Raw genomic sequence first — 21,125 nt, 5'->3', positions numbered from 1 at the left:
ATTACTCGGCGTCCGGACCGAAGACCTCGACCCTGTCCGAAACGCGCCTTACGTGAATACAGTCCCCCGGGCATTCCTTCGCCGAGTCGACCACGTCCTGGAGCAGCGTCAGCGGAACCGGAGTCGTCGCCCCCGCCTCCACCAGAAGCTCGTCCTCGGGGCTCTTCACGTACGCCAGACCGTCGATGTCCAGCTCGAACACCTCCGGGGCGTACTGCACGCAGATCCCGTCCCCGGTGCAGAGGTCCTGGTCGATCCAGACCTCTAGCGGCTCCCCGGCCCCGCCGGTACCGCCCGTCCGGGCCTCCTGCTGCACGGTCATATCTCCTGCCGTTCCCTGCGCTGAGTGATCCATCCCGGCCACAACTCGCGGCAAGTCGCACGAGCCCTGACGGGTGTTGAACAGTTCGACCTTACAACCGGCTGCTTTCCGATGTTGATGGGTGGGTATTTCCTTGGCGTGAGGGAGTACGCAAGGGTGAAGATCGGACACACCTCTACCGTCTTTGTGATCTAGGGGTTTCAATCACCACCAGCCCAGGTAGGGTCAGGAAGCGTCCAGCTCCCCTTGGAGGAGGTGAGGACCGTGGCAGCCCACGACGACGACATCAACCGCGGCATCCGGCCCGGGCGAGGGTCTGAGGACCCCGCCGGTCAGGTTGCCTATCTCGAGCAGGAAATCGCCGTCCTGCGACGTAAGCTCGCCGACTCTCCGCGACACACGAGGATTCTCGAAGAGCGGATCGTCGAGCTCCAGACAAATCTGGCCGGCGTCTCCGCACAGAACGAACGACTGGCGAATACCCTCCGTGAGGCCCGCGACCAGATCGTGGCTCTCAAGGAAGAAGTCGACCGGCTCGCGCAGCCGCCGGCCGGTTTCGGTGTCTTCCTTCAGGCGAACGAGGACGGCACCGTCGACATCTTCACCGGAGGCCGAAAGCTCCGCGTGAACGTGAGCCCCAGCGTCGACCCGGAAGACCTCCGGCGCGGCCAGGAGGTCATGCTCAACGAGGCGCTCAACGTGGTCGAGGCCATGGAGTTCGAGCGCGCCGGGGACATCGTCACCCTCAAGGAGATCCTCGAGGACGGCGAGCGCGCCCTGGTGGTCGGGCACACCGACGAGGAACGGGTGGTGAGGCTCGCCGAGCCGCTCCTGGACATCACCATCCGCCCCGGCGACGCCCTCCTGCTCGAACCCCGCTCCGGCTACGTCTACGAAGTGGTCCCCAAGAGCGAGGTCGAAGAACTCGTCCTCGAAGAGGTCCCCGACATCGACTACGACAAGATCGGCGGTCTGGGCGACCAGATCGAGCTGATCCGCGACGCGGTCGAGCTCCCGTACCTCTACCCGGACCTCTTCAAGGAACACGAACTGCGCCCGCCCAAGGGCATCCTGCTCTACGGCCCGCCCGGCTGCGGCAAGACGCTCATCGCCAAGGCCGTCGCCAACTCCCTTGCCAAGAAGGTCGCCGAGGTCACCGGCCAGCCCGCCGGGAAGTCCTACTTCCTGAACATCAAGGGCCCCGAACTCCTCAACAAGTACGTCGGCGAGACCGAGCGGCACATCCGCCTCGTCTTCCAGCGTGCCCGGGAGAAGGCGAGCGAGGGCACCCCCGTCATCGTCTTCTTCGACGAGATGGAATCCCTCTTCCGCACCCGCGGATCCGGAGTCAGCTCGGACGTGGAGAACACCATCGTCCCCCAGCTGCTCGCCGAGATCGACGGCGTGGAAGGTCTGGAGAACGTCATCGTCATCGGCGCCTCCAACCGCGAGGACATGATCGACCCGGCCATCCTGCGCCCCGGCCGGCTCGACGTGAAGATCAAGATCGAGCGCCCGGACGCCGAGGCCGCGAAGGACATCTTCGCGAAGTACCTCAAGGCCTCGCTGCCCCTCCACTCGGACGACCTGTCCGAGCACCAGGGCTCCACCGCCGGCACCGTCCACAGCATGATCCAGACGGTCGTCGAGCAGATGTACGCCGAAACCGAGGAGAACCGCTTCCTCGAGGTCACGTACGCCAACGGCGACAAGGAAGTCCTCTACTTCAAGGACTTCAACTCCGGCGCCATGATCCAGAACATCGTGGACCGTGCGAAGAAGATGGCCATCAAGGCCTTCCTCGAGCACAACCAGAAGGGCCTCCGCGTCTCCCACCTCCTCCAGGCCTGCGTGGACGAGTTCAAGGAGAACGAGGACCTGCCCAACACCACCAACCCCGACGACTGGGCCCGAATCTCCGGAAAGAAGGGCGAGCGGATCGTATTCATCCGCACCCTGGTCACCGGAAAGCAAGGCGCGGACACCGGACGCTCCATCGACACGGTGGCAAACACCGGTCAGTACCTCTGACAAAGCGGGGCGGCTGCGGATGCCCTCACAGGGCACCCGCAGCCGACTGCTTTACCGACCGCATTTCAGCCGGAGACGGGACAGGTCAATGACTGAAATGATCTCCCCACCAGCGCGGAGTGGTTCTAGGCTCTTCCGTACCGCCGGTAGCGCAGTGCGGGGACGGGCACCGCACAAGCACACGCACCGGAGCACCAGCGGTACTTGAGCGCCGCTCCCGAACGGGAGCGCCGCCGGGCAAGGAGGGCCGCATGACCGTACGGCGAGTAATGGGGATCGAGACGGAGTACGGGATCTCCGTCCCCGGGCACCCGAACGCCAATGCCATGCTCACCTCGTCCCAGATCGTCAACGCCTACGCGGCGGCGATGCACCGGGCGCGACGCGCCCGCTGGGACTTCGAGGAGGAGAATCCGCTGCGGGACGCCCGCGGCTTCGACCTCGCCCGCGAGGCCGCCGACAACAGCCAGCTCACCGACGAGGACATCGGCCTCGCCAACGTCATCCTCACCAACGGCGCACGGCTCTACGTCGACCACGCGCACCCCGAATACAGCTCCCCGGAGATCACCAACCCGCTCGACGCCGTGCTCTGGGACAAGGCCGGCGAGCGGATCATGGCCGAGGCCGCCGTGCGCGCCGCCCAGCTGCCCGGCGCCCAGCCGATCCACCTCTACAAGAACAACACCGACAACAAGGGCGCCTCCTACGGCACGCACGAGAACTACCTGATGAAGCGGGAAACCCCCTTCTCGGACATCGTGCGCCACCTCACGCCCTTCTTCGTCTCGCGCCAGGTCGTCACCGGCGCAGGCCGCATCGGCATCGGCCAGGACGGCCGCGAACACGGCTTCCAGATCAGCCAGCGCGCGGACTACTTCGAGGTCGAGGTCGGCCTGGAGACCACCCTCAAGCGCCCCATCATCAACACCCGCGACGAACCCCACTCGGACGCCGAGAAGTACCGCCGGCTCCACGTGATCATCGGCGACGCCAACCTCTCCGAGATCTCCACGTACCTGAAGCTGGGTACGACCGCGCTGGTCCTGTCCATGATCGAAGACGGGTTCATCAACGTCGACCTGGCCGTCGACCAGCCGGTACGCACCCTCCACCAGGTCTCCCACGACCCCGACCTACACCACCTGATCACCCTGCGCAGCGGCCGCACGCTGACCGCCGTACAACTCCAGATGGAGTACTTCGAGCTGGCCAGGAAGTACGTGGACGAGCGCTTCGGGGCCGACGCGGACGACCAGACCAAGGACGTCCTCGCTCGGTGGGAGGACGTGCTGGGGCGGCTGGAGAGCGACCCGATGAGCCTGTCGGGGGAGCTGGACTGGATCGCGAAGCGGGAGATCCTGGAGGGCTACCGCAGGCGCGACGGGCTGGGCTGGGACGCGGCGCGGCTGCACCTGGTGGACCTCCAGTACGCGGACGTACGGCCCGAGAAGGGGCTGTACAACCGCTTGGTGGCCCGCGGCAAGATGAAGCGGCTGGTGGAGGAGCCGGCGGTCGAGCGGGCCGTGAGCAAGCCTCCGGAGGACACCCGGGCGTACTTCCGGGGCCGGTGCCTGGAGCAGTACGCGGATGACGTGGCGGCGGCGTCGTGGGACTCGGTGATCTTCGATCTGCCGGGCCGTGACTCGCTGCAGCGGGTCCCGACGCTGGAGCCGCTGCGCGGCACCCGCAACCACGTGAAGGAGCTCCTGGACCGCTGCCGCACGGCGGAGGACCTGGTCCGGGTCCTGTCCGGAAACTGAGCCCATTCCGGGTCCCCGGGCGGGGGCTGAAAAGCCCCCGGTCCGGGAATCATGAAGACACCCGGACGTTGTGAAAGTACGGGGACGAATGCCGGACCCTCCTTGTAGGGTCCGGCGTAGGGTCTGATCTTGGGAGATCCCGAACCCGGGATCTCTCGACATGAGCGTGCGAACCGAGCGGGGTGAGGTAGACATGGCGACCAAGGACACCGGCGGCGGACAGCAGAAGGCGACGCGCTCGACCGAGGAGGTCGAGGAGACGACCGCCGAGGCGAGCTCCGACCTCAAGGAACGACAGGAAAAGCTCTCCGACGACGTCGACTCCGTACTCGACGAAATCGATGATGTGCTCGAGGAGAATGCCGAGGACTTCGTGCGCTCCTTCGTTCAAAAGGGTGGCCAGTAGGGCCTGTTTGCCTTCGATTTGAAGGTGGCGGCGTCGGGGTGGGGCAGATGAAGCGGTGCGCCCGGTGTGGTGAGGAGAAGCCGGACCGGGCGTTCGCCTCCAGGCGGGCCAACCTGGACGGACTCCACCGCCGTCGAACGGCGGGTCGGGCACTTGAAGCGCGCTTACGGCATCACCGAGGCCGTGCGCGACGAAATGATCGCGTTCCACAACGGCACCTGCTGCATCCGCGAAACGGCCCCGGCGGTCCATGTGGATCATTGCCACGAGGCGGGTAGGGTCCGTGGCGTACCGTGCTTCAACTGCAATACGGCTATCGGACTGTTGGGAGAGGATCCCGGCACCATCCAGCGGGCCATCTCATACCTGGAGGGAAACGCGTGGAAGCCAACAATCGTGGCACAGGGCGTCTACCGGCAGCCTTCCTGACGCCGGGGTCCTCGTCCTTCATGGACTTCCTCGGGGCGCACTCGCCCGAGATGCTGCCCGGCAACCGCAAGCTGCCGGAGGGTGTCGTCGAGGCGCCGCACGGGACGACCATCGTCGCCACCACCTTCCCCGGCGGGGTCGTGCTCGCCGGTGACCGGCGGGCGACCATGGGCAACATGATCGCGCAGCGGGACATCGAGAAGGTGTTCCCGGCGGACGAGTACTCCGCGGTGGGGATCGCCGGTACGGCCGGCCTGGCCGTGGAGATGGTGAAGCTGTTCCAGCTGGAGCTGGAGCACTTCGAGAAGGTGGAAGGGGCGACGCTGAGCCTGGAGGGCAAGGCGAACCGGCTGTCCACCATGATCCGGAGCAATCTCGGGATGGCGATGCAGGGGCTGGCCGTCGTGCCGCTGTTCGCCGGCTGGGACGAGGGCAAGGAGAAGGGCCGGATCTTCTCCTACGACGTGACCGGCGGCCGCTCCGAGGAGCACGGCTTCGCCGCCACCGGTTCCGGCTCGATCTTCGCGCGCGGCTCCATGAAGAAGCTGTACCGCCCCGACCTGACGGAGGAGCAGGCCACCACGCTGGTCGTGCAGGCGCTGTACGACGCGGCCGACGACGACTCGGCGACCGGTGGCCCGGACCTCTACCGCCACATCTACCCGATCGTCACCGTCATCACGGACGAGGGATTCCGCAGGCTCAGCGACGAGGAGTCGCAGGAGCTCGCCCGTACGGTCACCAACCGTCGCCTGGAGCAGCCCGACGGCCCGCGCGCCGCCCTGCTCTGACCATCCGTCGCCCCGTAGGAGCCCAGAAGAAAGGGACGGACAGCCGGTGTCGACTCCGTTCTATGTGTCACCCCAGCAGGCCATGGCCGACCGGGCGGAATACGCCCGCAAGGGCATCGCCCGCGGTCGCAGCCTTGTCGTGCTGCAGTACGCCGACGGCATCGTGTTCGTCGGCGAGAACCCGTCCCGCGCGCTGCACAAGTTCAGCGAGATCTACGACCGGATCGGCTTCGCGGCCGCCGGCAAGTACAACGAGTACGAGAACCTGCGGATCGGCGGTGTGCGCTACGCGGATCTGCGCGGGTACACCTACGACCGTGACGATGTGACGGCCCGTGGGCTGGCCAACGTGTACGCGCAGACGCTGGGCACGATCTTTTCGAGTGCCGGTGAGAAGCCGTACGAGGTGGAGCTGGTCGTCGCGGAGGTCGGTGCGACGGCCGCGGGTGACCAGATCTACCGCCTGCCGCATGACGGTTCGATCGTGGACGAGCACGGCTCGGTCGCGGTGGGCGGGAACGCGGAGCAGATCAGTACGTTCCTGGACCAGCGTCACCGGGACGGGATGACCCTGTCCGAGGCGTTGAAGCTGGCGGTGCAGGCGCTGTCGAGTCAGGCGAACGGTGCTGACAAGACGATTCCGGCGGAGCGGCTGGAGGTCGCGGTGCTGGACCGGACGCGGGCGCAGCAGCGGAAGTTCAAGCGGATCCGGGGCCGGCAGTTGTCGCGGCTGCTGGAGGCGGATGTTCCGGCGGCGGCTCAGGCCGATGCCGTGTCGAACGACGAAGAGCCCGAGGATTCCGAGTAGCAAGCGCGTGAGTGCCCCGGTCCGCCCTGTTGGGCGGGTCGGGGCATTTTCGCGTTCCGGGGCGGTCAGGCGGGTGCGGGGCCGGTGGAGTCGCGGACGACGAGGTGGACGGGGAGGTCGGGGGCCGTCCAGGGGGTGCCGTCGAGTACGGCGAGCAGGGCGGTCATGCCGTGTTCGCCGACGCGTTCGGCGGGGAGGTGGACGGTGGTGAGCTCGGGTTCGACGGCGGTGGCGAGGGCGAGGTCGTCGAAGCCGGTGACGGAGAGGTCGTCGGGGACGCGCAGGCCGAGGCGGCGGGCGGCTTTGCAGGCGCCGGCGGCGAGGATGTCGTCGTCGCAGACGATGGCGGTGGGTCGGCCGTGGGGGGCCGCGAGGGCGGCCTCGGTGGCCGTACGGGCGCCGTGGACGGTGAGGGGGGCCCGTACGGTGCGCAGCTCGGTGTGGGGGCCGAGGAGGGAGGCGAGGGCTTCGGCGCGGACGTCGAAGGTCCAGGAGTCCACGGCGGAGGCGAGGTGGAGGATGCGGCGGTGGCCGAGGCCGAGGAGGTGTTCGGCGACCTGGCGCATGCCGTCGGCCATGGCGAGGTTGACGTGGGCGGCGGCGGGGCCGGCGGTGGGGTCGCTGTCGAGCATGACGAGGGGGAGGGTGTCGCCGCCGATGGCGTCGAGGGCGTGGGCGGCCATGGAGGAGGCGATGACTCCGTCGAGGGCGGCCTGGGCGGAGGCGAAGGGGTTGCGGGCGGGGCCGGTGCCGTCGGGGGAGGGGTAGAGGACGACGCCGAAGCCGTGTTCGGCGGCGATGCGGGCGGCGCCGGTGTAGACGCGGGCGAAGAATTCGTTGGTGAGGGCGGGGACGACGAGGAGGGCGGTGCGGGTGCTGCCGAGGCGGAGGTTGCGGGCGGCGAGGTTGGGGCGGTAGCCGAGGGTGGTGGCGGCGTCGCGGACGAGGCCGGCGGTGCGTTCGGAGACGCGGCCGCGCCATTTGTCGCCGAGGACGAGGGAGACGGTGGCCTGGGAGACCCCGGCGGCGGTGGCGACGTCGCGGCTGGTGGGTCTCGTCACAGGGGGCTCCTGAAGTGCGAGGTCGTGGGTGTGGGCGGGGCCTGCGGGGTGGACCGTGGTGCTGCGGCCATGGTACGTATGACGAGTCACGTTATACGTATTACCCCGGCTTGATCCGGGCAGAAGGGGGCGGTCATGGCCGCGGGTTACGCGGAGCTGCTCAGGACCCGGCACGCCGCGAGGCTGCTGGTGGGCACGCTGGTCGGCCGGTTGCCGAACGGCACCGCGCCGATCGCGATCGTGCTGTTCACGCGGGCCGAGGGCGGCAGCTACAGCCTGGCGGGGGCGCTGGCCGCCGCCTACGGGGTGGCCAACGCGGTCGGTCAGCCGCTGCTGGGGCGGGCGGTGGACCTGTACGGGCAGCCGCGGGTGCAGTTGCCGGCGGCGCTGGTCTCGGCGCTGGGCATGGTGTGGCTGGCGCTGTCGGGTACCGGTTCGGTGGCGGTGGCGTACGCGGCCGTGGTGGTCGCGGGGCTGTTCACGCCGCCGCTGGAGGGCGGGCTGCGGGCGCTGTGGCCGGGTGTGCTGGGCGGCCGTGAGGAGCGGGTGCACCAGGCGTACGCGATGGACGCGGTGGCGCAGGAGGTCATGTTCACGGTGGGCCCGCTGCTGGTGACGCTGTTCGTGGCGGTGTGGTCCCCGGCGGGGGCGCTGCTGGCGCTGAACGCGATCGGGGTGCTGGGCGCGCTGTCGGTGGTGGTGTCGGAGCCTTCGCGGGCGTGGCGCTCGGAGCCGCGTGAGGCGCACTGGCTGGGGGCGCTGCGCTCGCGCGGGCTGCTGGCGCTGCTGGCGGCGTTCTTCTTCGTGGGGTCGGCGCTGGGTTCGATCACGGTGGCCGGGGTGGCGTACGCGGACGATCACGGTGGTCAGGCGGTGTACGGCTGGCTGATGGCGGCGCTGGGTCTGGGCGCGCTGGTCGGCGGTGTGGCGTACGGGGCCCGGCAGTGGGCGGGTGCGCCGGAGCGGCGGCTGCGGCTGCTGGTGGCGTTGCTGGCGGTGTGTTACCTGCCGCTGATGCTGGTTCCGGGGCCGGTGGCGATGACGGGGCTGGCGGCGCTGGCGGGGGTGTTCCTGGCTCCGGCGATCGCCTGTGCGTTCATCGTGGTGGACCGGCATGCTCCGGTGGGCACGGTGACGGAGGCGTTCTCGTGGCTGGTGACGTTCTTCGGGGTGGGTGCGGCCATCGGTACGGCCGCGGCGGGTCCCGCGGTGGAACTGGGCGGTACGGCGGCGGGCTTCGGGGTGGCGAGTGTCGGCGGGGCCGCGGCGTTGCTGGTGCTGATGGCCACTCAGCGGGTGCTGGCGACGGGCGGTCGTGGGCGCGAGGTGGCGGGCTCGGGCGCGGCCGGGGCGCCGGCGGATGCCGCCGCGGGTCGGGGCTGAGGGCCGGCCGGGGTTTTCGAAGGGGGGCCGTCCGGGTATGCACAGGTGTCGTGTCTGTGTGTTCCGGCGGCTTCCCGGCGCTTGGTCGGGGGTTTGCGGGGAAACTGATCGAACCGCGCTGGCGAACCCGGTTTCAGAAGAGGGCAGAAGGCGTAATGTTCAGTCATGGACCGCCGCATTTTCGGGCTGGAGAACGAGTACGGCGTCACGTGCACGTTCAGGGGACAGCGCCGACTGTCTCCTGACGAAGTGGCGCGCTACCTCTTCCGCCGTGTTGTGTCATGGGGCCGCAGCAGCAATGTCTTCCTGCGGAACGGCGCCCGCCTCTACCTCGACGTGGGTTCGCATCCGGAATATGCAACGCCGGAATGCGACAACCTGACCGAACTGGTCACTCACGACAAGGCCGGCGAGCGCATTCTCGAGGGCCTGCTCGTCGACGCCGAACGCCGCCTGCACGAGGAGGGAATCGCGGGCGACGTCTACCTCTTCAAGAACAACACCGACTCTGCGGGTAATTCGTACGGCTGCCACGAGAACTACCTCGTGGCGCGGCACGGAGAATTCTCCCGCCTGGCGGACATCCTGATTCCGTTCCTCGTGACGCGCCAGCTGATCTGTGGCGCGGGCAAGGTGCTGCAGACCCCTCGGGGCGCGGTCTACTGCGTGAGCCAGCGGGCGGAGCACATCTGGGAGGGCGTCAGCTCGGCGACGACCCGGTCCCGGCCGATCATCAACACCCGGGACGAGCCGCACGCGGACGCGGAGCGTTACCGGCGTCTGCACGTGATCGTCGGCGACTCGAACATGTCGGAGACGACGATGCTGCTCAAGGTCGGCGCCACCGACCTGGTGCTGCGCATGATCGAGGCGGGCACGGTGATGCGGGACCTGACCCTGGAGAACCCGATCCGGGCGATCCGCGAGGTCAGCCACGACATCACGGGGCAGCGCAAGGTGCGCCTGGCCAGTGGCAGGGAGGCGTCGGCGCTGGAGATCCAGCGGGAGTACTACGACAAGGCCGTGGACTTCGCCGAGCGCCGGGGCATCCGTACGGGTGTCGTGGACCAGGTGCTGGAGCTGTGGGGCCGCACGCTGGACTCGATCGAGTCGGAGGACCTGGACCGGATCGGCACGGAGATCGACTGGGTCATGAAGTACCAGCTGATCGAGCGGTACCGGGCCAAGCGCGGCATGACGATGTCGAACCCGAGGGTCGCCCAGATAGACCTCGCCTACCACGACATCCACCGTCGGCGCGGTCTGTACTACCTGCTGGAGCGCAAGGGGCAGGCGGCGCGGATCTGCAACGACCTGAAGATCTTCGAGGGCAAGTCGGTGCCCCCGCAGACGACTCGGGCACGTCTGCGCGGTGACTTCATCCGCCGGGCGCAGGAGCAGCGCCGGGACTTCACGGTGGACTGGGTGCACCTGAAGCTCAATGACCAGGCGCAGCGCACGGTGCTGTGCAAGGACCCGTTCCGGTCGGTGGACGACCGGGTGGAGAAGCTCATCGCCGGCATGTAGGGGTCGCCGGCCGGAGGGCCCCGTGCACGGTGGTGTACGGGGCTCTTCGCACGCCACCGCCTTGTCGCGGAGGGGGTTGGCCGTAGAGTGGGCCGCTACGACGGACCATTCCAGCAACCCTGAGGACCACTGTGCGACGCCGACTTGCTGCCGCGCTCATCGTGCCGGCTCTGATGCTCACCGCGGCCTGCGGAGGGGGCGACGACTCCGGGAAGAAGAAGGACGCGTCCCCGTCGGCCAGCCCTTCCCAGCCGGACGTGCCGAAGGCGGTGGCGTCCGCGGACCCGATGCCGACGGTGAAGGGTGAGGTCGGCCAGAAGGCGGAGATCACCGCCCCCAAGGGCGAGCCGAGCGGCAAGTTCGTGGTGAACACGCTCAAGGAGGGCACGGGCCCCGAGATCAAGAAGGACGATCTCGTCGTCACGAAGTACACGGGCAAGATCTGGAAGGACGGCAAGGAGCTGGCCGGGTCCTACGACAAGGACGGCACGCCGCTCGTCGTCCCGGCCGGTTCGCAGACGATCGTCCCGATGTTCAGCGAGTCGGTGCTGGGCAAGAAGGTCGGCAGCCGGGTGCTGGTCGTGGCGCCGCCGGAGGCCGCCTTCGGTCCGCAGGGCCAGCCGCAGCTGGGTGTCGGCCCGAAGGACAACCTGATCTTCGTGCTGGACCTGGACTCGGTGATGCCGAAGAAGGTCGAGGGCACGCAGGCGCCGATCCCGTCGGAGCTGCCGCAGGTCAAGGCCGACAAGGACGAGGCCGCGACGATCACGGTCCCGAAGAACGACCCTCCGAAGGAGCTGGTCGACAAGGTCCTGATCGAGGGCAAGGGCCCGGAGATCAAGAACGGCCAGACCGTGTACATGCAGTACAGCGGTGCCGCGTGGGCGCCGAACCAGGGCAAGGACGCGGCGAAGCTGTTCGACACGTCGTGGAAGACCGGTGCCCCCTTCTCGACGAAGATCGGTGAGGGTCAGGTCATCGAGGGCTGGGACAAGGGCCTGGTGGGCAAGAAGGTCGGCAGCCGTGTGCTGCTGGTGATCCCGCCGGAGCAGGCGTACAAGGACCAGGCCAAGGGTGAGGACCTGCCGGCCAACTCCACCCTGGTGTTCGTCGTCGACATCGTCGGAGCAGTGTAAGACTGTTCCGTTCCACTTGACCGGTTCGTACATATGAGGAGCAGTTCCGTGAGCGACAAGCTCGAGAAGCCCGAGATCGACTTCCCCGAGGGTCCGGTTCCCACCGACCTCGTGATCGAGGACATCTGGCTGGGCGACGGCGCCGAGGCCAAGGCCGGTTCCAAGGTCTCCGTCCACTACGTGGGCGTGGCCTTCTCCACCGGCGAGGAGTTCGACGCGTCCTGGAACCGCGGCTCCGCGCTGCAGTTCCAGCTCGGTGTCGGCCAGGTCATCGCCGGCTGGGACAAGGGCGTCCAGGGCATGAAGGTCGGCGGCCGCCGCAAGCTGACGATCCCCGCGCACCTCGCCTACGGCGACCGCGGCGCGGGCAACGCGATCGCCCCGGGCGAGACGCTGATCTTCGTCTGTGACCTGATGGCCGCCTGAGCCTGATCGTCCGGCTGTGACAGCCGTGGGGCCCCTGCCGTGAGGCAGGGGCCCTCGCTTTTGTCCCGGACGGCCGGGGCGGTACGGTCAACGGTCACGAGTGTGTCCAACAGGGTGTGCGTCGAGAAGGGCGGATGGGCGTCGATGGCGATTGCCAAGGCCGAGCGGCTGATGAATCTGGCGCTGTGTCTGCTGGGGACCCGCCGGCCGCTCAGCAAGCGGGAGTTGCGCGGCTCCATCGAGGCCTACCTTGAGGCCGGCAACGACGAGTCCTTCAACCGCATGTTCGAGCGGGACAAGGACGATCTGCGTGAACTCGGCCTGGTCATCGAGACGGTGGAGAACCTGGACGGCGAAACGGGCTATCTGGCCCGCCGGGACAGCAACCGGCTGCCGCCCGTTTCGCTGGATGCCGAGGAGGCCGCCGCCCTGGGGCTGGCGGCCAAGGTGTGGCAGCAGGCCCGCCTGGCGGGCGCGGCCAGCGGGGCCCTGCAGAAGCTGCGCGCGGGCGGGATGCCGGAGGCCGAGGACCCGTACGAGAGCCGGCACAGCGCCATCGAGCCGCGCATCCCGGTCCACGAGGCGGCCTTCGAGCCGCTGATGCTGGCATGCCGGGACCGGCGGCCGGTGGTGTTCGACTACCGCAAGTCCACGGCGGCGCGGCCCGAGACGCGGCAGGTCGAGCCGTGGGCGCTGGAGTGCTGGCGCGGCCACTGGTACCTGGCCGGGTTCGACCGCGACCGCGGGGCGGAGCGGGTGTTCCGGCTCTCCCGGATCACCGGGAAGGTCCGCTCGCGGGCGGCGAAGTACACCGCCGAGGTCCCGGACGTGGTGACCGTGCGGGAGACCGTGGCGAGCTGGGCCGGGGAGAGCGCGGACCGTTCCGCGCGGATCCGGCTGCGCGCCGGGGCGGGGTACCCGCTGCGGGCCAAGGCCACCGCCGTCCGCGAGGACGGGGACGGCTGGGACGAGCTGGAGATCCCGTACGGGCACGGGCTGGACGCCTGGCTGGTGGAGTTCGGGCCGGACGTGGTGGTCCTGGAGCCCGCCGATCTCCGGGCGGACGTGGTGGACCGGTTGCGCGCCGTCGCCAAGGGCTGACCCGCCGACCGCGCAAGATCCGTTAGTTACGCCCTGAGGGGGAGACGTACCAGCATGGCCGCGAACGCCATTGACCAGACCCGTCGGATGCTGTCCCTGGTGACCTACCTGCGCGAGCGGCCCGGGGCGCACGTCGCCGACGTGGCGCGCGCCTTCGGGATCACCGAGGACGAGCTGATCTCGGACCTCGACGTGCTGCCCATGTGCGGGACCAGCTTCCGGGGCGGTGACCTGCTCGACATCGACACCGACGGGGAGCGCATCTGGTGGCGCAATCCCGACGCCTCGGGGGAGTCCACCGCCGAGCCGCTGCGGCTGGCCGCCGACGAGGCGACGGCGCTTCTGGTCGCCGCCCGCGCGGTGGCGACGCTGCCCGGCCTGCGCGAGAGCGACCGCGACGCGCTGCTGCGGGCGACCGCGAAGCTGGAGGCCGCGGCGGGCGAGGCGGCCGGGGCCAGCTCCCGGCTGTCGGTGACGTTCGAGGCCGAGGGCGGGGTCTTCGCGGACGTCGACCGGGCCATCGCGGAGCGCCGGCGGCTGTGGCTGCGCTACTACTCGCCCGCCCGCGACGAGCTCACCGAGCGCACCGTCGACCCGATCCGGCTGTTCACGGTGGGGCACACCTACATGGAGGGGTGGTGCCACCTCTCGGAGGCGCGGCGCACCTTCCGTCTCGACCGGGTGGCCGAAATCCGGCTGCTCGACGAGCGGTCCGAGCCGCCCGCGATCGAGCCGCGCGACCTGTCCGAGGGGCTGGTCCAGCCGGCCGCCGAGGACCCGGAGGTCGTGGTCGAGGTGGGTCCCGGCGGGCGCTGGGTCGCCGAGTACTACCCGCACGACAGCGCCGAGGAGCTGGCGGAGGGTGGTCTGCGGATCACGCTGCGCAGCCCCGACCCGGCCTCGCTGCGCCGGCTGGCGCTGCGGCTGGGCCGGGAGGGCCGGATCGTGGCGCCCGCGGAGCTCGCGGACAGCGCGCGGCAGGCCGCGCGCGAGGCGCTGGCGGGGTACGGGGAACAGGTCTGAGCCCGCGGCCGCCGGGGGCGGCGGCCGCGGGGCGGGGCGGGCAGGAAGAGCTGGGCTGGGTACGGAGAGCTGGGCCGAGGGGAGCGCCGAGTGATGTCGCCGACGTATGGGACGCCAGGGCTGAGGGCCGGTGCGGGGAAGCCGGCGGGGCCGGTCACCTTCAAGGCGGGCTGTCCGGACTGCCGGGGCAGCTTCGAGCTCGCGGCGGGCGCGCTGCGCCTGGTGATCGGCGGCAGCCGGCGCACCACCTTCTACTCCTTCACCTGCCCCGCCTGCGGGGCGGCGGTCCGCAAACCGGCCGGTGAGCGGATCGTGGAACTCCTGACCGGTGGCGGCGTGAGCACCCTGCGCAGCATCTGAGGCGGGCGGTGGCCTAGGCTCGGTCCCATGCTGTGGCCGATGCTCGCAATTGCCCTGGGTTTCCTGGGGGTCGCCGTCCTCTCCGTGCTGGCCCTGCGGGTCTTCCTGGAGGTGCGGCGGCTGTCCGGACAGGTCGCCGAGGCCAGCCGCCGGATCACCGACGCCTCGTGTGATCTTGAACGCGCGGCGACGGATCTGGCGCGTGCGGGCAGAGGCGTACGACCGTAGAAACCGCGAGGCCGGAGCCGTACGCTCGGACTCCTGCGGTACCCGAGGGGATTGCCGGACGTTAACCCCTGGGGGTTACGATCCTTGGCAAGGCGGTCACCGGATTTCCGTCCAGACCACCACCGCCCTCCACAATCAGCCGTTTCGGTGAGAAGGAAGACACACATGATCGGCAATCTGAAGCCCCTTGAGATCCTTCTGATCATCGCTGTCATCGTGCTGCTTTTCGGTGCCAAGAAGCTCCCCGAGATGGCCCGCTCGCTCGGCAAGTCGGCGCGCATCCTCAAGAGCGAGGCCAAGGCGATGAAGAAGGAGGGCGAGGCGGAGGACGCCGCCGCTGCCGCTCCGGTCGCCGACCAGGCCCCGCAGCAGCCCGTCGCCCCGCGCACCATCCAGGCCGCGCCCGGTGACGTCACCAGCTCCCGGCCCGTGAACGAGCCGAACCGCACCGCCCAGGGCTGATCCCCGGCCGCACCGGCCGAGGTCACGCCAGTCATCTGCAACGAGACAAGGGACGTGGGTTGCTCAAGTCTGCCCGCAAGCAGGGGAAACAGGACCAGCAGGCGAAGGACGCCGAAGGGCGCATGCCGCTGGTCGAGCACCTGCGTGAGCTGAGAAACCGGCTGCTGAAGTCGGTGCTGGCGATCATCGTGATCACCGCCGTCGCGGTCTACTACTACCGGCCGATCATCGACTTCCTGCTGGAGCCGATGCTCTCCTCGGTCGGCTGCGGCAACGGCGCGACCTACCAGCGCAACGGCCAGCCCTGCGCCCAGATGACGACGAGCGGCCTGACCGCGCCCTTCTCCATCGCGCTCAAGGTCGGACTCTCCGCCGGCGTCGTGCTCTCCGCCCCGGTCTGGCTGTACCAGCTGTGGGCGTTCGCCGCCCCCGGCCTCCACAAGAGCGAGAAGAAGTACGCGCTGAGCTTCGTCGCGGTCGGCGCCCCGCTGTTCCTCGCCGGCGCGGTGCTCGCGTACAAGATCCTGCCGCAGACCGCGGAGATCCTCCTCGGCTTGACCCCCGACCACGTCCAGAACCTGCTCCCGGTCGACGACTACCTCGACCTGGTGACGCGCATGGTCGTGGTGTTCGGCCTCGCGTTCGAGCTGCCCCTGATACTGGTGCTGCTGAACTTCACCGGGGTGCTCAGCGCCAAGCGGCTGGGCAGCTGGTGGCGGGCCATGGTCCTCGGCATCACGCTCTTCTCGGCCTTCGCGACCCCGACCGGCGACCCGCTCACCATGCTGACGCTGGCGTCCCCGATCGTCGCCCTGTACTTCATGGCCCTCGGGATCTGCCTCCTCAACGACCGCCGGCGCGGGCGCAACAACCCCGACGCGCTGCTCGACGACGACGAGGCCTCCCAGCTGGACCTGACTCCCGCCCCGATCGGAGCCGTGGAGTCCGTTCCGGCACCGAAGGCGCTGCCCGAGCAGGCCGACGGCGGGAGCCGGCGGATCAACGGTTACGACGACGCGACCTGACAGGTACATTCCGGGGGTGAGCGCTGAGATCACCCTCTTCGTCAATCCCACCGCGGGACGCGGCCGGGGCGCGCACGCCGCGCAGCCGGCCGCTTCCGCGCTCCGGGCGGCCGGATTCTCGGTGCGGACCGTCCTCGGCGCCGACGCCGGGGACGCGCTGGCCCGGCTGCGCACCGCCGTGCGCGAGGGCACCGGCGCGGTGCTCGCCGTCGGCGGCGACGGGATGGTCTCCCTCGCCCTCCAGGCGCTCGCGGGCTCGCTGGTGCCGCTCGGCGTGATCGCCGTGGGCACCGGGAACGACTTCGCGCGGGCCATGGGGCTGCCCGTACGGGAGCCCGCGCAGGCCGGACGGCTGGCCGCCGAGGCCCTCAAGGAGGGGCGGATCCGGGAGATCGACCTCGGCCGGGTCGCACCCCGGGGGGAGGGCGGCGGGACCTGGTACGGGACCGTGCTGTGCTCCGGCTTCGACTCGCGGGTCAACGACCGCGGCAACCGGATGCGGCTGCCGGCGGGCCGATTCAAGTACGACCTGGCCATGATCGCGGAGCTGGCCGCCTTCCGGCCCTTCCCGTACCGGATCACCCTGGACGACGGCCCGGTCATCGAGACCGAGGCCACGCTGGTCGCGGTCGGCAACGGCTCCTCGTACGGCGGCGGGATGCGGATCTGCGCGGACGCGGTGCCCGACGACGGCCTCTTCGACATCACGGTGGTCGGCGACTGCAGCCGGGGCACCCTGCTGCGGGTGTTCCCGCGCGTCTACAAGGGGACCCACCTCGACCACCCGAAGGTGACCGTCCACCGGGCCCGGAAGGTCACCCTGGAGGCGGCCGGGATCACCGCCTACGCGGACGGCGAACCCATGGGGCCGCTGCCCGTGACGGCCGAATGCGTACCCGCCGCCCTGAGGCTTCTGGCGCCCTGATCCCGGGTAGAGGGCTCCTGATAAAGATCGCGACTGTTGTCAGAGGCGGCGGGTAGGCTCGACTACAAGATGACCGAAGAACTCTCACCCGCCGAGCGGTACGCCGCTGCCCGGATCCGCGCCGCCGAAGAGGCCTCTGCCCTGGCCCCCTTCCGCGAGATGTACGAATTCGACCTGGACCCGTACCAGATCGAGGCCTGCAAGGCACTGGAGGCCGGCAAGGGCGTGCTGGTCGCCGCCCCGACCGGCTCGGGCAAGACCATCGTCGGCGAGTTCGCCGTACACCTGGCGCTCCGGCAGGGGCGCAAGTGCTTCTACACGACGCCGATCAAGGCCCTGTCGAACCAGAAGTACGCCGACCTCGTCAAGCGCTACGGCGCCGACAAGGTGGGCCTGCTGACCGGTGACAACAGCGTCAACGGCGACGCGCCCGTGGTCGTGATGACCACCGAGGTGCTCCGCAACATGCTCTACGCCGGCTCCCAGGCGCTGCGCGGCCTCGGCTACGTCGTGATGGACGAGGTGCACTACCTCTCCGACCGCTTCCGCGGCGCCGTCTGGGAGGAAGTGATCATCCACCTCCCCGACTCGGTGACCCTGGTGTCCCTCTCGGCCACCGTGTCCAACGCGGAGGAGTTCGGCGACTGGCTGGACACCGTCCGCGGCGACACCGAGGTGATCGTCTCCGAGGAGCGGCCCGTCCCGCTGTGGCAGCACGTCATGGCCGGCCGCCGGGTTTACGACCTCTTCGAGGAGGAGTCCGACCACGGCGGCCGCGGCTCCGCCCGCCGGGAGGTCAACCCCGACCTGCTGCGCATGGCGCGCGAGGAGAACAGCCGCACGTACAACCCGAAGGACCGGCGGCGCGGCAAGATGGTCCGCGAGGCCGACCGCGAGCGCGAGCGGCGCTCGCGCAGCCGGATCTGGACGCCGAGCCGTCCCGAGGTGATCGCCCGCCTCGACAACGAGGACCTGCTGCCGGCCATCAACTTCATCTTCAGCCGGGCCGGTTGCGAGGCCGCCGTCCAGCAGTGCCTGTACGCGGGGCTGCGGCTCAACAACGAGGAAGCGCGCCTGAAGGTGCGCGGCATCGTCGAGGAGCGGACCGCCTCCATCCCCACCGAGGACCTGCACGTCCTCGGGTACTACGAGTGGCTCGAAGGCCTGGAGCGGGGCATCGCCGCGCACCACGCCGGCATGCTGCCCACCTTCAAGGAGGTCGTGGAGGAGCTGTTCGTCCGCGGCCTGGTCAAGGCCGTCTTCGCCACCGAGACCCTGGCGCTGGGCATCAACATGCCCGCGCGCACGGTGATCCTGGAGAAGCTGGTCAAGTGGAACGGCGAGCAGCACGCCGACATCACCCCCGGCGAGTACACGCAGCTGACCGGCCGGGCCGGGCGGCGCGGCATCGACGTCGAGGGCCACGCGGTGGTGCTGTGGCAGCGCGGCATGGACCCGGTCGGGCTCGCCGGGCTCGCGGGTACCCGTACGTATCCGCTGCGCTCCAGTTTCAAGCCCTCGTACAACATGGCCGTGAACCTGGTCCAGATGTTCGGCCGGCACCGTTCGCGCGAGCTGCTGGAGACGTCCTTCGCGCAGTTCCAGGCGGACCGCTCGGTCGTCGGGATCTCCAAGCAGGTGCAGCGCAACGAGGAGGGCCTGGACGGCTACCGGGAGGGCATGACCTGCCACCTCGGGGACTTCGAGGAGTACGCGCAGCTGCGCCGCGACCTCAAGGACCGCGAGAGCGACCTGGCCAAGCAGGGCGCGGCGCAGCGCCGGGCGCAGGCGGCCAGTTCGCTGGAGCGGCTCAAGCCGGGCGACATCATCCACGTGCCGACCGGCAAGTTCGCCGGGCTGGCACTGGTGCTGGACCCGGGCATGCCGGCCGGGAGGGTCAACGGGCACCGGGGCCAGGAGTACACCGAGGGCCCGCGCCCGCTGGTGCTCACCGCGGAGCGGCAGGTCAAGCGGCTCGCCGCGATCGACTTCCCGGTTCCGGTCGAGGCCATCGAGCGGATGCGGATCCCGAAGACCTTCAACCAGCGTTCGCCGCAGTCGCGTCGGGACCTGGCGTCCCAGCTGCGGGCCAAGGCCGGGCACATAGCGCCGGACCGGCACAAGCGGGGCCGGGCGGCGGCGGCCGACGACCGTGAGATCAGCCGGCTGCGCGCCGAGCTGCGGGCGCACCCGTGCCACGGGTGCGACGAGCGCGAGGACCACGCCCGCTGGGCGGAGCGCTACCACCGGCTCAAGCGGGACACGCAGCAGCTGGAGCGGCGCATCGAGGGCCGGACGAACACCATCGCCCGCACCTTCGACCGGATCCACGCGCTGCTCACCGAGCTCGACTACCTGCGCGAGGACGAGGTCACCGAGCACGGCAAGCGGCTCGCCCGGCTGTACGGGGAGCTCGACCTGCTGGCCTCGGAGTGTCTGCGCGAGCGGGTCTGGGAGGGCCTGGACCCGGCCGAACTGGCCGCCTGTGTCTCGGCGTTGGTGTTCGAGGCGCGGCAGTCCGACGACGCGGCCGCGCCGAAGGTGCCGAACGGGGCCGCGAAGGTGGCACTCGGCGAGATGGTGCGGATCTGGGGCCGGCTCGACGCGCTGGAGGAGGAGCACCGCATCAACCAGGCGGAGGGCGTGGGCCAGCGCGAGCCGGACCTCGGCTTCGCGTGGGCGGCGTACCAGTGGGCCTCCGACAAGGGGCTGGACGAGGTGCTGCGCGAGGCGGAGATGCCGGCCGGCGACTTCGTGCGCTGGTGCAAGCAGGTCATCGACGTGCTCGGGCAGATCGCCGCCGCGGCCCCGCCGTCCTCGACCGGGAGCACGGTGGCGAAGAACGCCCGCAAGGCCGTCGATTCGCTGCTGCGCGGTGTCGTGGCCTACAGCTCCGTCGGCTAGCCGCTCCCCGGCCGGGGGCCGGCGTCCCAGGCAGTGGGGTCTTCCCACGCCAGCAGGGTGCGCCGGCTCTCCAGGCGGTGGGCTACGCCGGTGACCGGGTCGGTGAACTCCAGGACCCGGGCCAGCAGTTGCAGCGGGCGCCGGTAGTCCGTCGGGTCCGGGTCGCTGACCTCGGGGTAGACCGGGTCGCCGAGGATGGGCAGCCCCAGGCTGTTCATGTGCACCCGCAGCTGGTGGGTGCGGCCGGTGTGCGGGGTCAGCCGGTAGCGGCCCAGGTCGCCCTTCGATTCGACGAGTTCGACCAGGGTCTCGGCGTTCGGTTCGCCGCCGGGGATCTCGGCCGCGGCGATGACGCCCCTGGTCTTCTCGATCCGGCTGCGCAGGGTGCGCGGGAGCGCGAGCGTCGGATCCGGCGCCGCGAGGGCCTCGTACTCCTTCTCGACCTGCCGGTTCTGGAAGAGCAGCTGGTAGGCGCCGCGGTCCTCGGGGCGGATGCTGAACATGACCAGGCCGGCCGTCAGCCGGTCCAGCCGGTGCGCGGGACTGAGGGCGGGCAGGTCCAGCTCGTCGCGGAGGCGGGCCAGCGCGGTCTGGGTGACGTGGCTGCCGCGCGGGGTCGTCGCCAGGAAGTGCGGCTTGTCCGCGACCAGGAGGTGCTCGTCGCGGTAGACGACGCCGATCGGGAACGGTACCGGCGGCTCGGGCGGCATGTCCCGGTGGAACCACAGGTAGCTGCCCGCCTCGTACGGGTCCTCGGGGCGCAGCACCCGGCCGCCGACGCCGAGCACCCGGCCGGCGCGGAGCAGGGCGGGCATGGTCTCGGCGCCGCGGGTGCCGGCGTAGCGGTCGGCGAGGTAGGCGCCGAGGTCCGGCCAGAGCCCGTCGGGGTCGGAGGGCAGCCGCAGCCGGACCGGGTCGATGCCGGCGACCTGGGGGAGCGGCGCGGGGGGTAGGGGTCTGCGTCTCATCGGGGTCCAGCGTAGGCGTCCCGGCGGGGTGTCCTGTTCCCGCCGG

At 70.1% G+C, this 21,125-nt stretch carries 21 protein-coding genes; 18 read left to right on the top strand and 3 right to left on the bottom strand.

The window, feature by feature from the left end:
* Nucleotide 1 precedes the first annotated feature (1 nt).
* Nucleotides 2–322 carry a ferredoxin gene (locus OG982_RS04605; RefSeq protein WP_266789479.1) on the bottom strand — a complete coding sequence of 107 codons (321 nt, stop codon included), beginning with the start codon at nucleotides 320–322 and terminating at the stop codon, nucleotides 2–4.
* Between the two features lie 264 nt (nucleotides 323–586).
* Here OG982_RS04605 and arc point away from each other — a divergent pair, with 264 nt between their 5' ends.
* The 6 genes from arc (at nucleotide 587) to prcA (ending at nucleotide 6,550) form a co-directional block, all read left to right on the top strand.
* Complete coding sequence (gene arc, locus OG982_RS04600; RefSeq protein WP_266789481.1) at nucleotides 587–2,353, top strand: proteasome ATPase; 1,767 nt, start codon at nucleotides 587–589, stop codon at nucleotides 2,351–2,353.
* Between the two features lie 251 nt (nucleotides 2,354–2,604).
* The gene (gene dop, locus OG982_RS04595; protein WP_266789482.1) at nucleotides 2,605–4,116 is read left to right on the top strand and encodes a depupylase/deamidase Dop; all 1,512 of its coding nucleotides are present in this window, start codon (nucleotides 2,605–2,607) and stop codon (nucleotides 4,114–4,116) included.
* Nucleotides 4,117–4,309: 193 nt separating this feature from the next.
* Nucleotides 4,310–4,522 (top strand): ubiquitin-like protein Pup, encoded by a 213-nt coding sequence (locus OG982_RS04590; protein WP_175439096.1) that lies wholly within the window; start codon nucleotides 4,310–4,312, stop codon nucleotides 4,520–4,522.
* A gap of 153 nt (nucleotides 4,523–4,675) precedes the next feature.
* Nucleotides 4,676–4,951, top strand: coding sequence for an endonuclease VII domain-containing protein (locus tag OG982_RS04585; protein WP_266947964.1), 276 nt, complete (start codon nucleotides 4,676–4,678; stop codon nucleotides 4,949–4,951).
* Nucleotides 4,903–5,742 (top strand): proteasome subunit beta, encoded by an 840-nt coding sequence (prcB, locus tag OG982_RS04580; RefSeq protein ID WP_266789484.1) that lies wholly within the window; start codon nucleotides 4,903–4,905, stop codon nucleotides 5,740–5,742. Before OG982_RS04585 ends, prcB begins: the two co-directional genes overlap by 49 nt.
* Before the next feature lie 46 nt (nucleotides 5,743–5,788).
* Nucleotides 5,789–6,550: a proteasome subunit alpha gene (gene prcA / locus OG982_RS04575; protein WP_266789486.1), complete on the top strand. Its 762-nt coding sequence runs from the start codon at nucleotides 5,789–5,791 to the stop codon at nucleotides 6,548–6,550.
* Nucleotides 6,551–6,615: 65 nt separating this feature from the next.
* On the opposite strand, the gene OG982_RS04570 is transcribed toward prcA, so the two are convergent.
* Complete coding sequence (locus OG982_RS04570) at nucleotides 6,616–7,611, bottom strand: LacI family DNA-binding transcriptional regulator (RefSeq protein WP_266789488.1); 996 nt, start codon at nucleotides 7,609–7,611, stop codon at nucleotides 6,616–6,618.
* A 135-nt stretch (nucleotides 7,612–7,746) separates the two neighbouring features.
* Between OG982_RS04570 and OG982_RS04565 the strand changes: the two genes are divergently transcribed.
* The 12 genes from OG982_RS04565 to OG982_RS04510 all read left to right on the top strand — a co-directional run bounded on the left by OG982_RS04565 (nucleotide 7,747) and on the right by OG982_RS04510 (nucleotide 20,111).
* On the top strand, nucleotides 7,747–8,994 hold the full coding sequence (locus OG982_RS04565; RefSeq protein WP_266789490.1) for an MFS transporter: 1,248 nt from the start codon (nucleotides 7,747–7,749) through the stop codon (nucleotides 8,992–8,994).
* A 165-nt stretch (nucleotides 8,995–9,159) separates the two neighbouring features.
* Nucleotides 9,160–10,521 (top strand): Pup--protein ligase, encoded by a 1,362-nt coding sequence (gene pafA, locus OG982_RS04560; RefSeq protein WP_266947962.1) that lies wholly within the window; start codon nucleotides 9,160–9,162, stop codon nucleotides 10,519–10,521.
* Between the two features lie 131 nt (nucleotides 10,522–10,652).
* Nucleotides 10,653–11,657 carry an FKBP-type peptidyl-prolyl cis-trans isomerase gene (locus tag OG982_RS04555; protein WP_266789494.1) on the top strand — a complete coding sequence of 335 codons (1,005 nt, stop codon included), beginning with the start codon at nucleotides 10,653–10,655 and terminating at the stop codon, nucleotides 11,655–11,657.
* A 33-nt stretch (nucleotides 11,658–11,690) separates the two neighbouring features.
* Entirely contained in the window at nucleotides 11,691–12,083 is a 393-nt protein-coding gene (locus tag OG982_RS04550) for an FKBP-type peptidyl-prolyl cis-trans isomerase (protein WP_266789495.1), read from the top strand.
* Nucleotides 12,084–12,227: 144 nt separating this feature from the next.
* Nucleotides 12,228–13,184 carry a YafY family protein gene (locus tag OG982_RS04545; protein ID WP_266792224.1) on the top strand — a complete coding sequence of 319 codons (957 nt, stop codon included), beginning with the start codon at nucleotides 12,228–12,230 and terminating at the stop codon, nucleotides 13,182–13,184.
* 54 nt (nucleotides 13,185–13,238) lie between these two features.
* Nucleotides 13,239–14,207, top strand: a complete 969-nt coding sequence (locus OG982_RS04540) for a YafY family protein (RefSeq protein ID WP_266789497.1) — start codon at nucleotides 13,239–13,241, stop codon at nucleotides 14,205–14,207.
* A 93-nt stretch (nucleotides 14,208–14,300) separates the two neighbouring features.
* Nucleotides 14,301–14,567: a hypothetical protein gene (locus OG982_RS04535; protein ID WP_266789498.1), complete on the top strand. Its 267-nt coding sequence runs from the start codon at nucleotides 14,301–14,303 to the stop codon at nucleotides 14,565–14,567.
* Between the two features lie 27 nt (nucleotides 14,568–14,594).
* A complete protein-coding gene (locus OG982_RS04530; protein ID WP_266789500.1) occupies nucleotides 14,595–14,795 on the top strand; it encodes a hypothetical protein in 201 nt (66 codons plus the stop codon).
* 165 nt (nucleotides 14,796–14,960) lie between these two features.
* Nucleotides 14,961–15,257, top strand: a complete 297-nt coding sequence (gene tatA, locus OG982_RS04525; protein WP_266789502.1) for a Sec-independent protein translocase subunit TatA — start codon at nucleotides 14,961–14,963, stop codon at nucleotides 15,255–15,257.
* A 59-nt stretch (nucleotides 15,258–15,316) separates the two neighbouring features.
* Entirely contained in the window at nucleotides 15,317–16,282 is a 966-nt protein-coding gene (gene tatC, locus OG982_RS04520) for a twin-arginine translocase subunit TatC (protein WP_266789504.1), read from the top strand.
* A 16-nt stretch (nucleotides 16,283–16,298) separates the two neighbouring features.
* A complete protein-coding gene (locus OG982_RS04515) occupies nucleotides 16,299–17,207 on the top strand; it encodes a diacylglycerol kinase (protein WP_266789506.1) in 909 nt (302 codons plus the stop codon).
* Between the two features lie 69 nt (nucleotides 17,208–17,276).
* Nucleotides 17,277–20,111, top strand: coding sequence for an RNA helicase (locus tag OG982_RS04510; RefSeq protein WP_266789508.1), 2,835 nt, complete (start codon nucleotides 17,277–17,279; stop codon nucleotides 20,109–20,111).
* On the opposite strand, the gene OG982_RS04505 is transcribed toward OG982_RS04510, so the two are convergent.
* The gene (locus OG982_RS04505) at nucleotides 20,108–21,079 is read right to left on the bottom strand and encodes a pseudouridine synthase (protein ID WP_266947961.1); all 972 of its coding nucleotides are present in this window, start codon (nucleotides 21,077–21,079) and stop codon (nucleotides 20,108–20,110) included. The genes OG982_RS04510 and OG982_RS04505 overlap by 4 nt on opposite strands.
* Between the last annotated feature and the right edge of the window lie 46 nt (nucleotides 21,080–21,125).

It is taken from the genome of Streptomyces sp. NBC_01551, from assembly GCF_026339935.1.
GTDB lineage: Bacteria > Actinomycetota > Actinomycetes > Streptomycetales > Streptomycetaceae > Streptomyces.
The sequence above is the reverse complement of the archived record's forward strand: the minus strand, read 5'-3'. Positions and strand labels throughout refer to the sequence as shown.

What these genes read in the sequence shown, in the direction of transcription:
- OG982_RS04550 (WP_266789495.1), top strand. Translation starts at nt 11,691, where the DNA reads ATGAGGAGCAGTTCCGTGAGCGACAAGCTCGAGAAGCCCGAGATCGAC.
- pafA (WP_266947962.1), top strand. Translation starts at nt 9,160, where the DNA reads ATGGACCGCCGCATTTTCGGGCTGGAGAACGAGTACGGCGTCACGTGC.
- OG982_RS04535 (WP_266789498.1), top strand. Translation starts at nt 14,301, where the DNA reads ATGTCGCCGACGTATGGGACGCCAGGGCTGAGGGCCGGTGCGGGGAAG.
- dop (WP_266789482.1), top strand. Translation starts at nt 2,605, where the DNA reads ATGACCGTACGGCGAGTAATGGGGATCGAGACGGAGTACGGGATCTCC.
- OG982_RS04530 (WP_266789500.1), top strand. Translation starts at nt 14,595, where the DNA reads ATGCTGTGGCCGATGCTCGCAATTGCCCTGGGTTTCCTGGGGGTCGCC.
- OG982_RS04510 (WP_266789508.1), top strand. Translation starts at nt 17,277, where the DNA reads ATGACCGAAGAACTCTCACCCGCCGAGCGGTACGCCGCTGCCCGGATC.
- OG982_RS04540 (WP_266789497.1), top strand. Translation starts at nt 13,239, where the DNA reads ATGGCCGCGAACGCCATTGACCAGACCCGTCGGATGCTGTCCCTGGTG.
- tatA (WP_266789502.1), top strand. Translation starts at nt 14,961, where the DNA reads ATGATCGGCAATCTGAAGCCCCTTGAGATCCTTCTGATCATCGCTGTC.
- OG982_RS04590 (WP_175439096.1), top strand. Translation starts at nt 4,310, where the DNA reads ATGGCGACCAAGGACACCGGCGGCGGACAGCAGAAGGCGACGCGCTCG.
- OG982_RS04545 (WP_266792224.1), top strand. Translation starts at nt 12,228, where the DNA reads ATGGCGATTGCCAAGGCCGAGCGGCTGATGAATCTGGCGCTGTGTCTG.
- OG982_RS04565 (WP_266789490.1), top strand. Translation starts at nt 7,747, where the DNA reads ATGGCCGCGGGTTACGCGGAGCTGCTCAGGACCCGGCACGCCGCGAGG.
- OG982_RS04605 (WP_266789479.1), bottom strand. Translation starts at nt 322, where the DNA reads ATGACCGTGCAGCAGGAGGCCCGGACGGGCGGTACCGGCGGGGCCGGG.
- OG982_RS04505 (WP_266947961.1), bottom strand. Translation starts at nt 21,079, where the DNA reads ATGAGACGCAGACCCCTACCCCCCGCGCCGCTCCCCCAGGTCGCCGGC.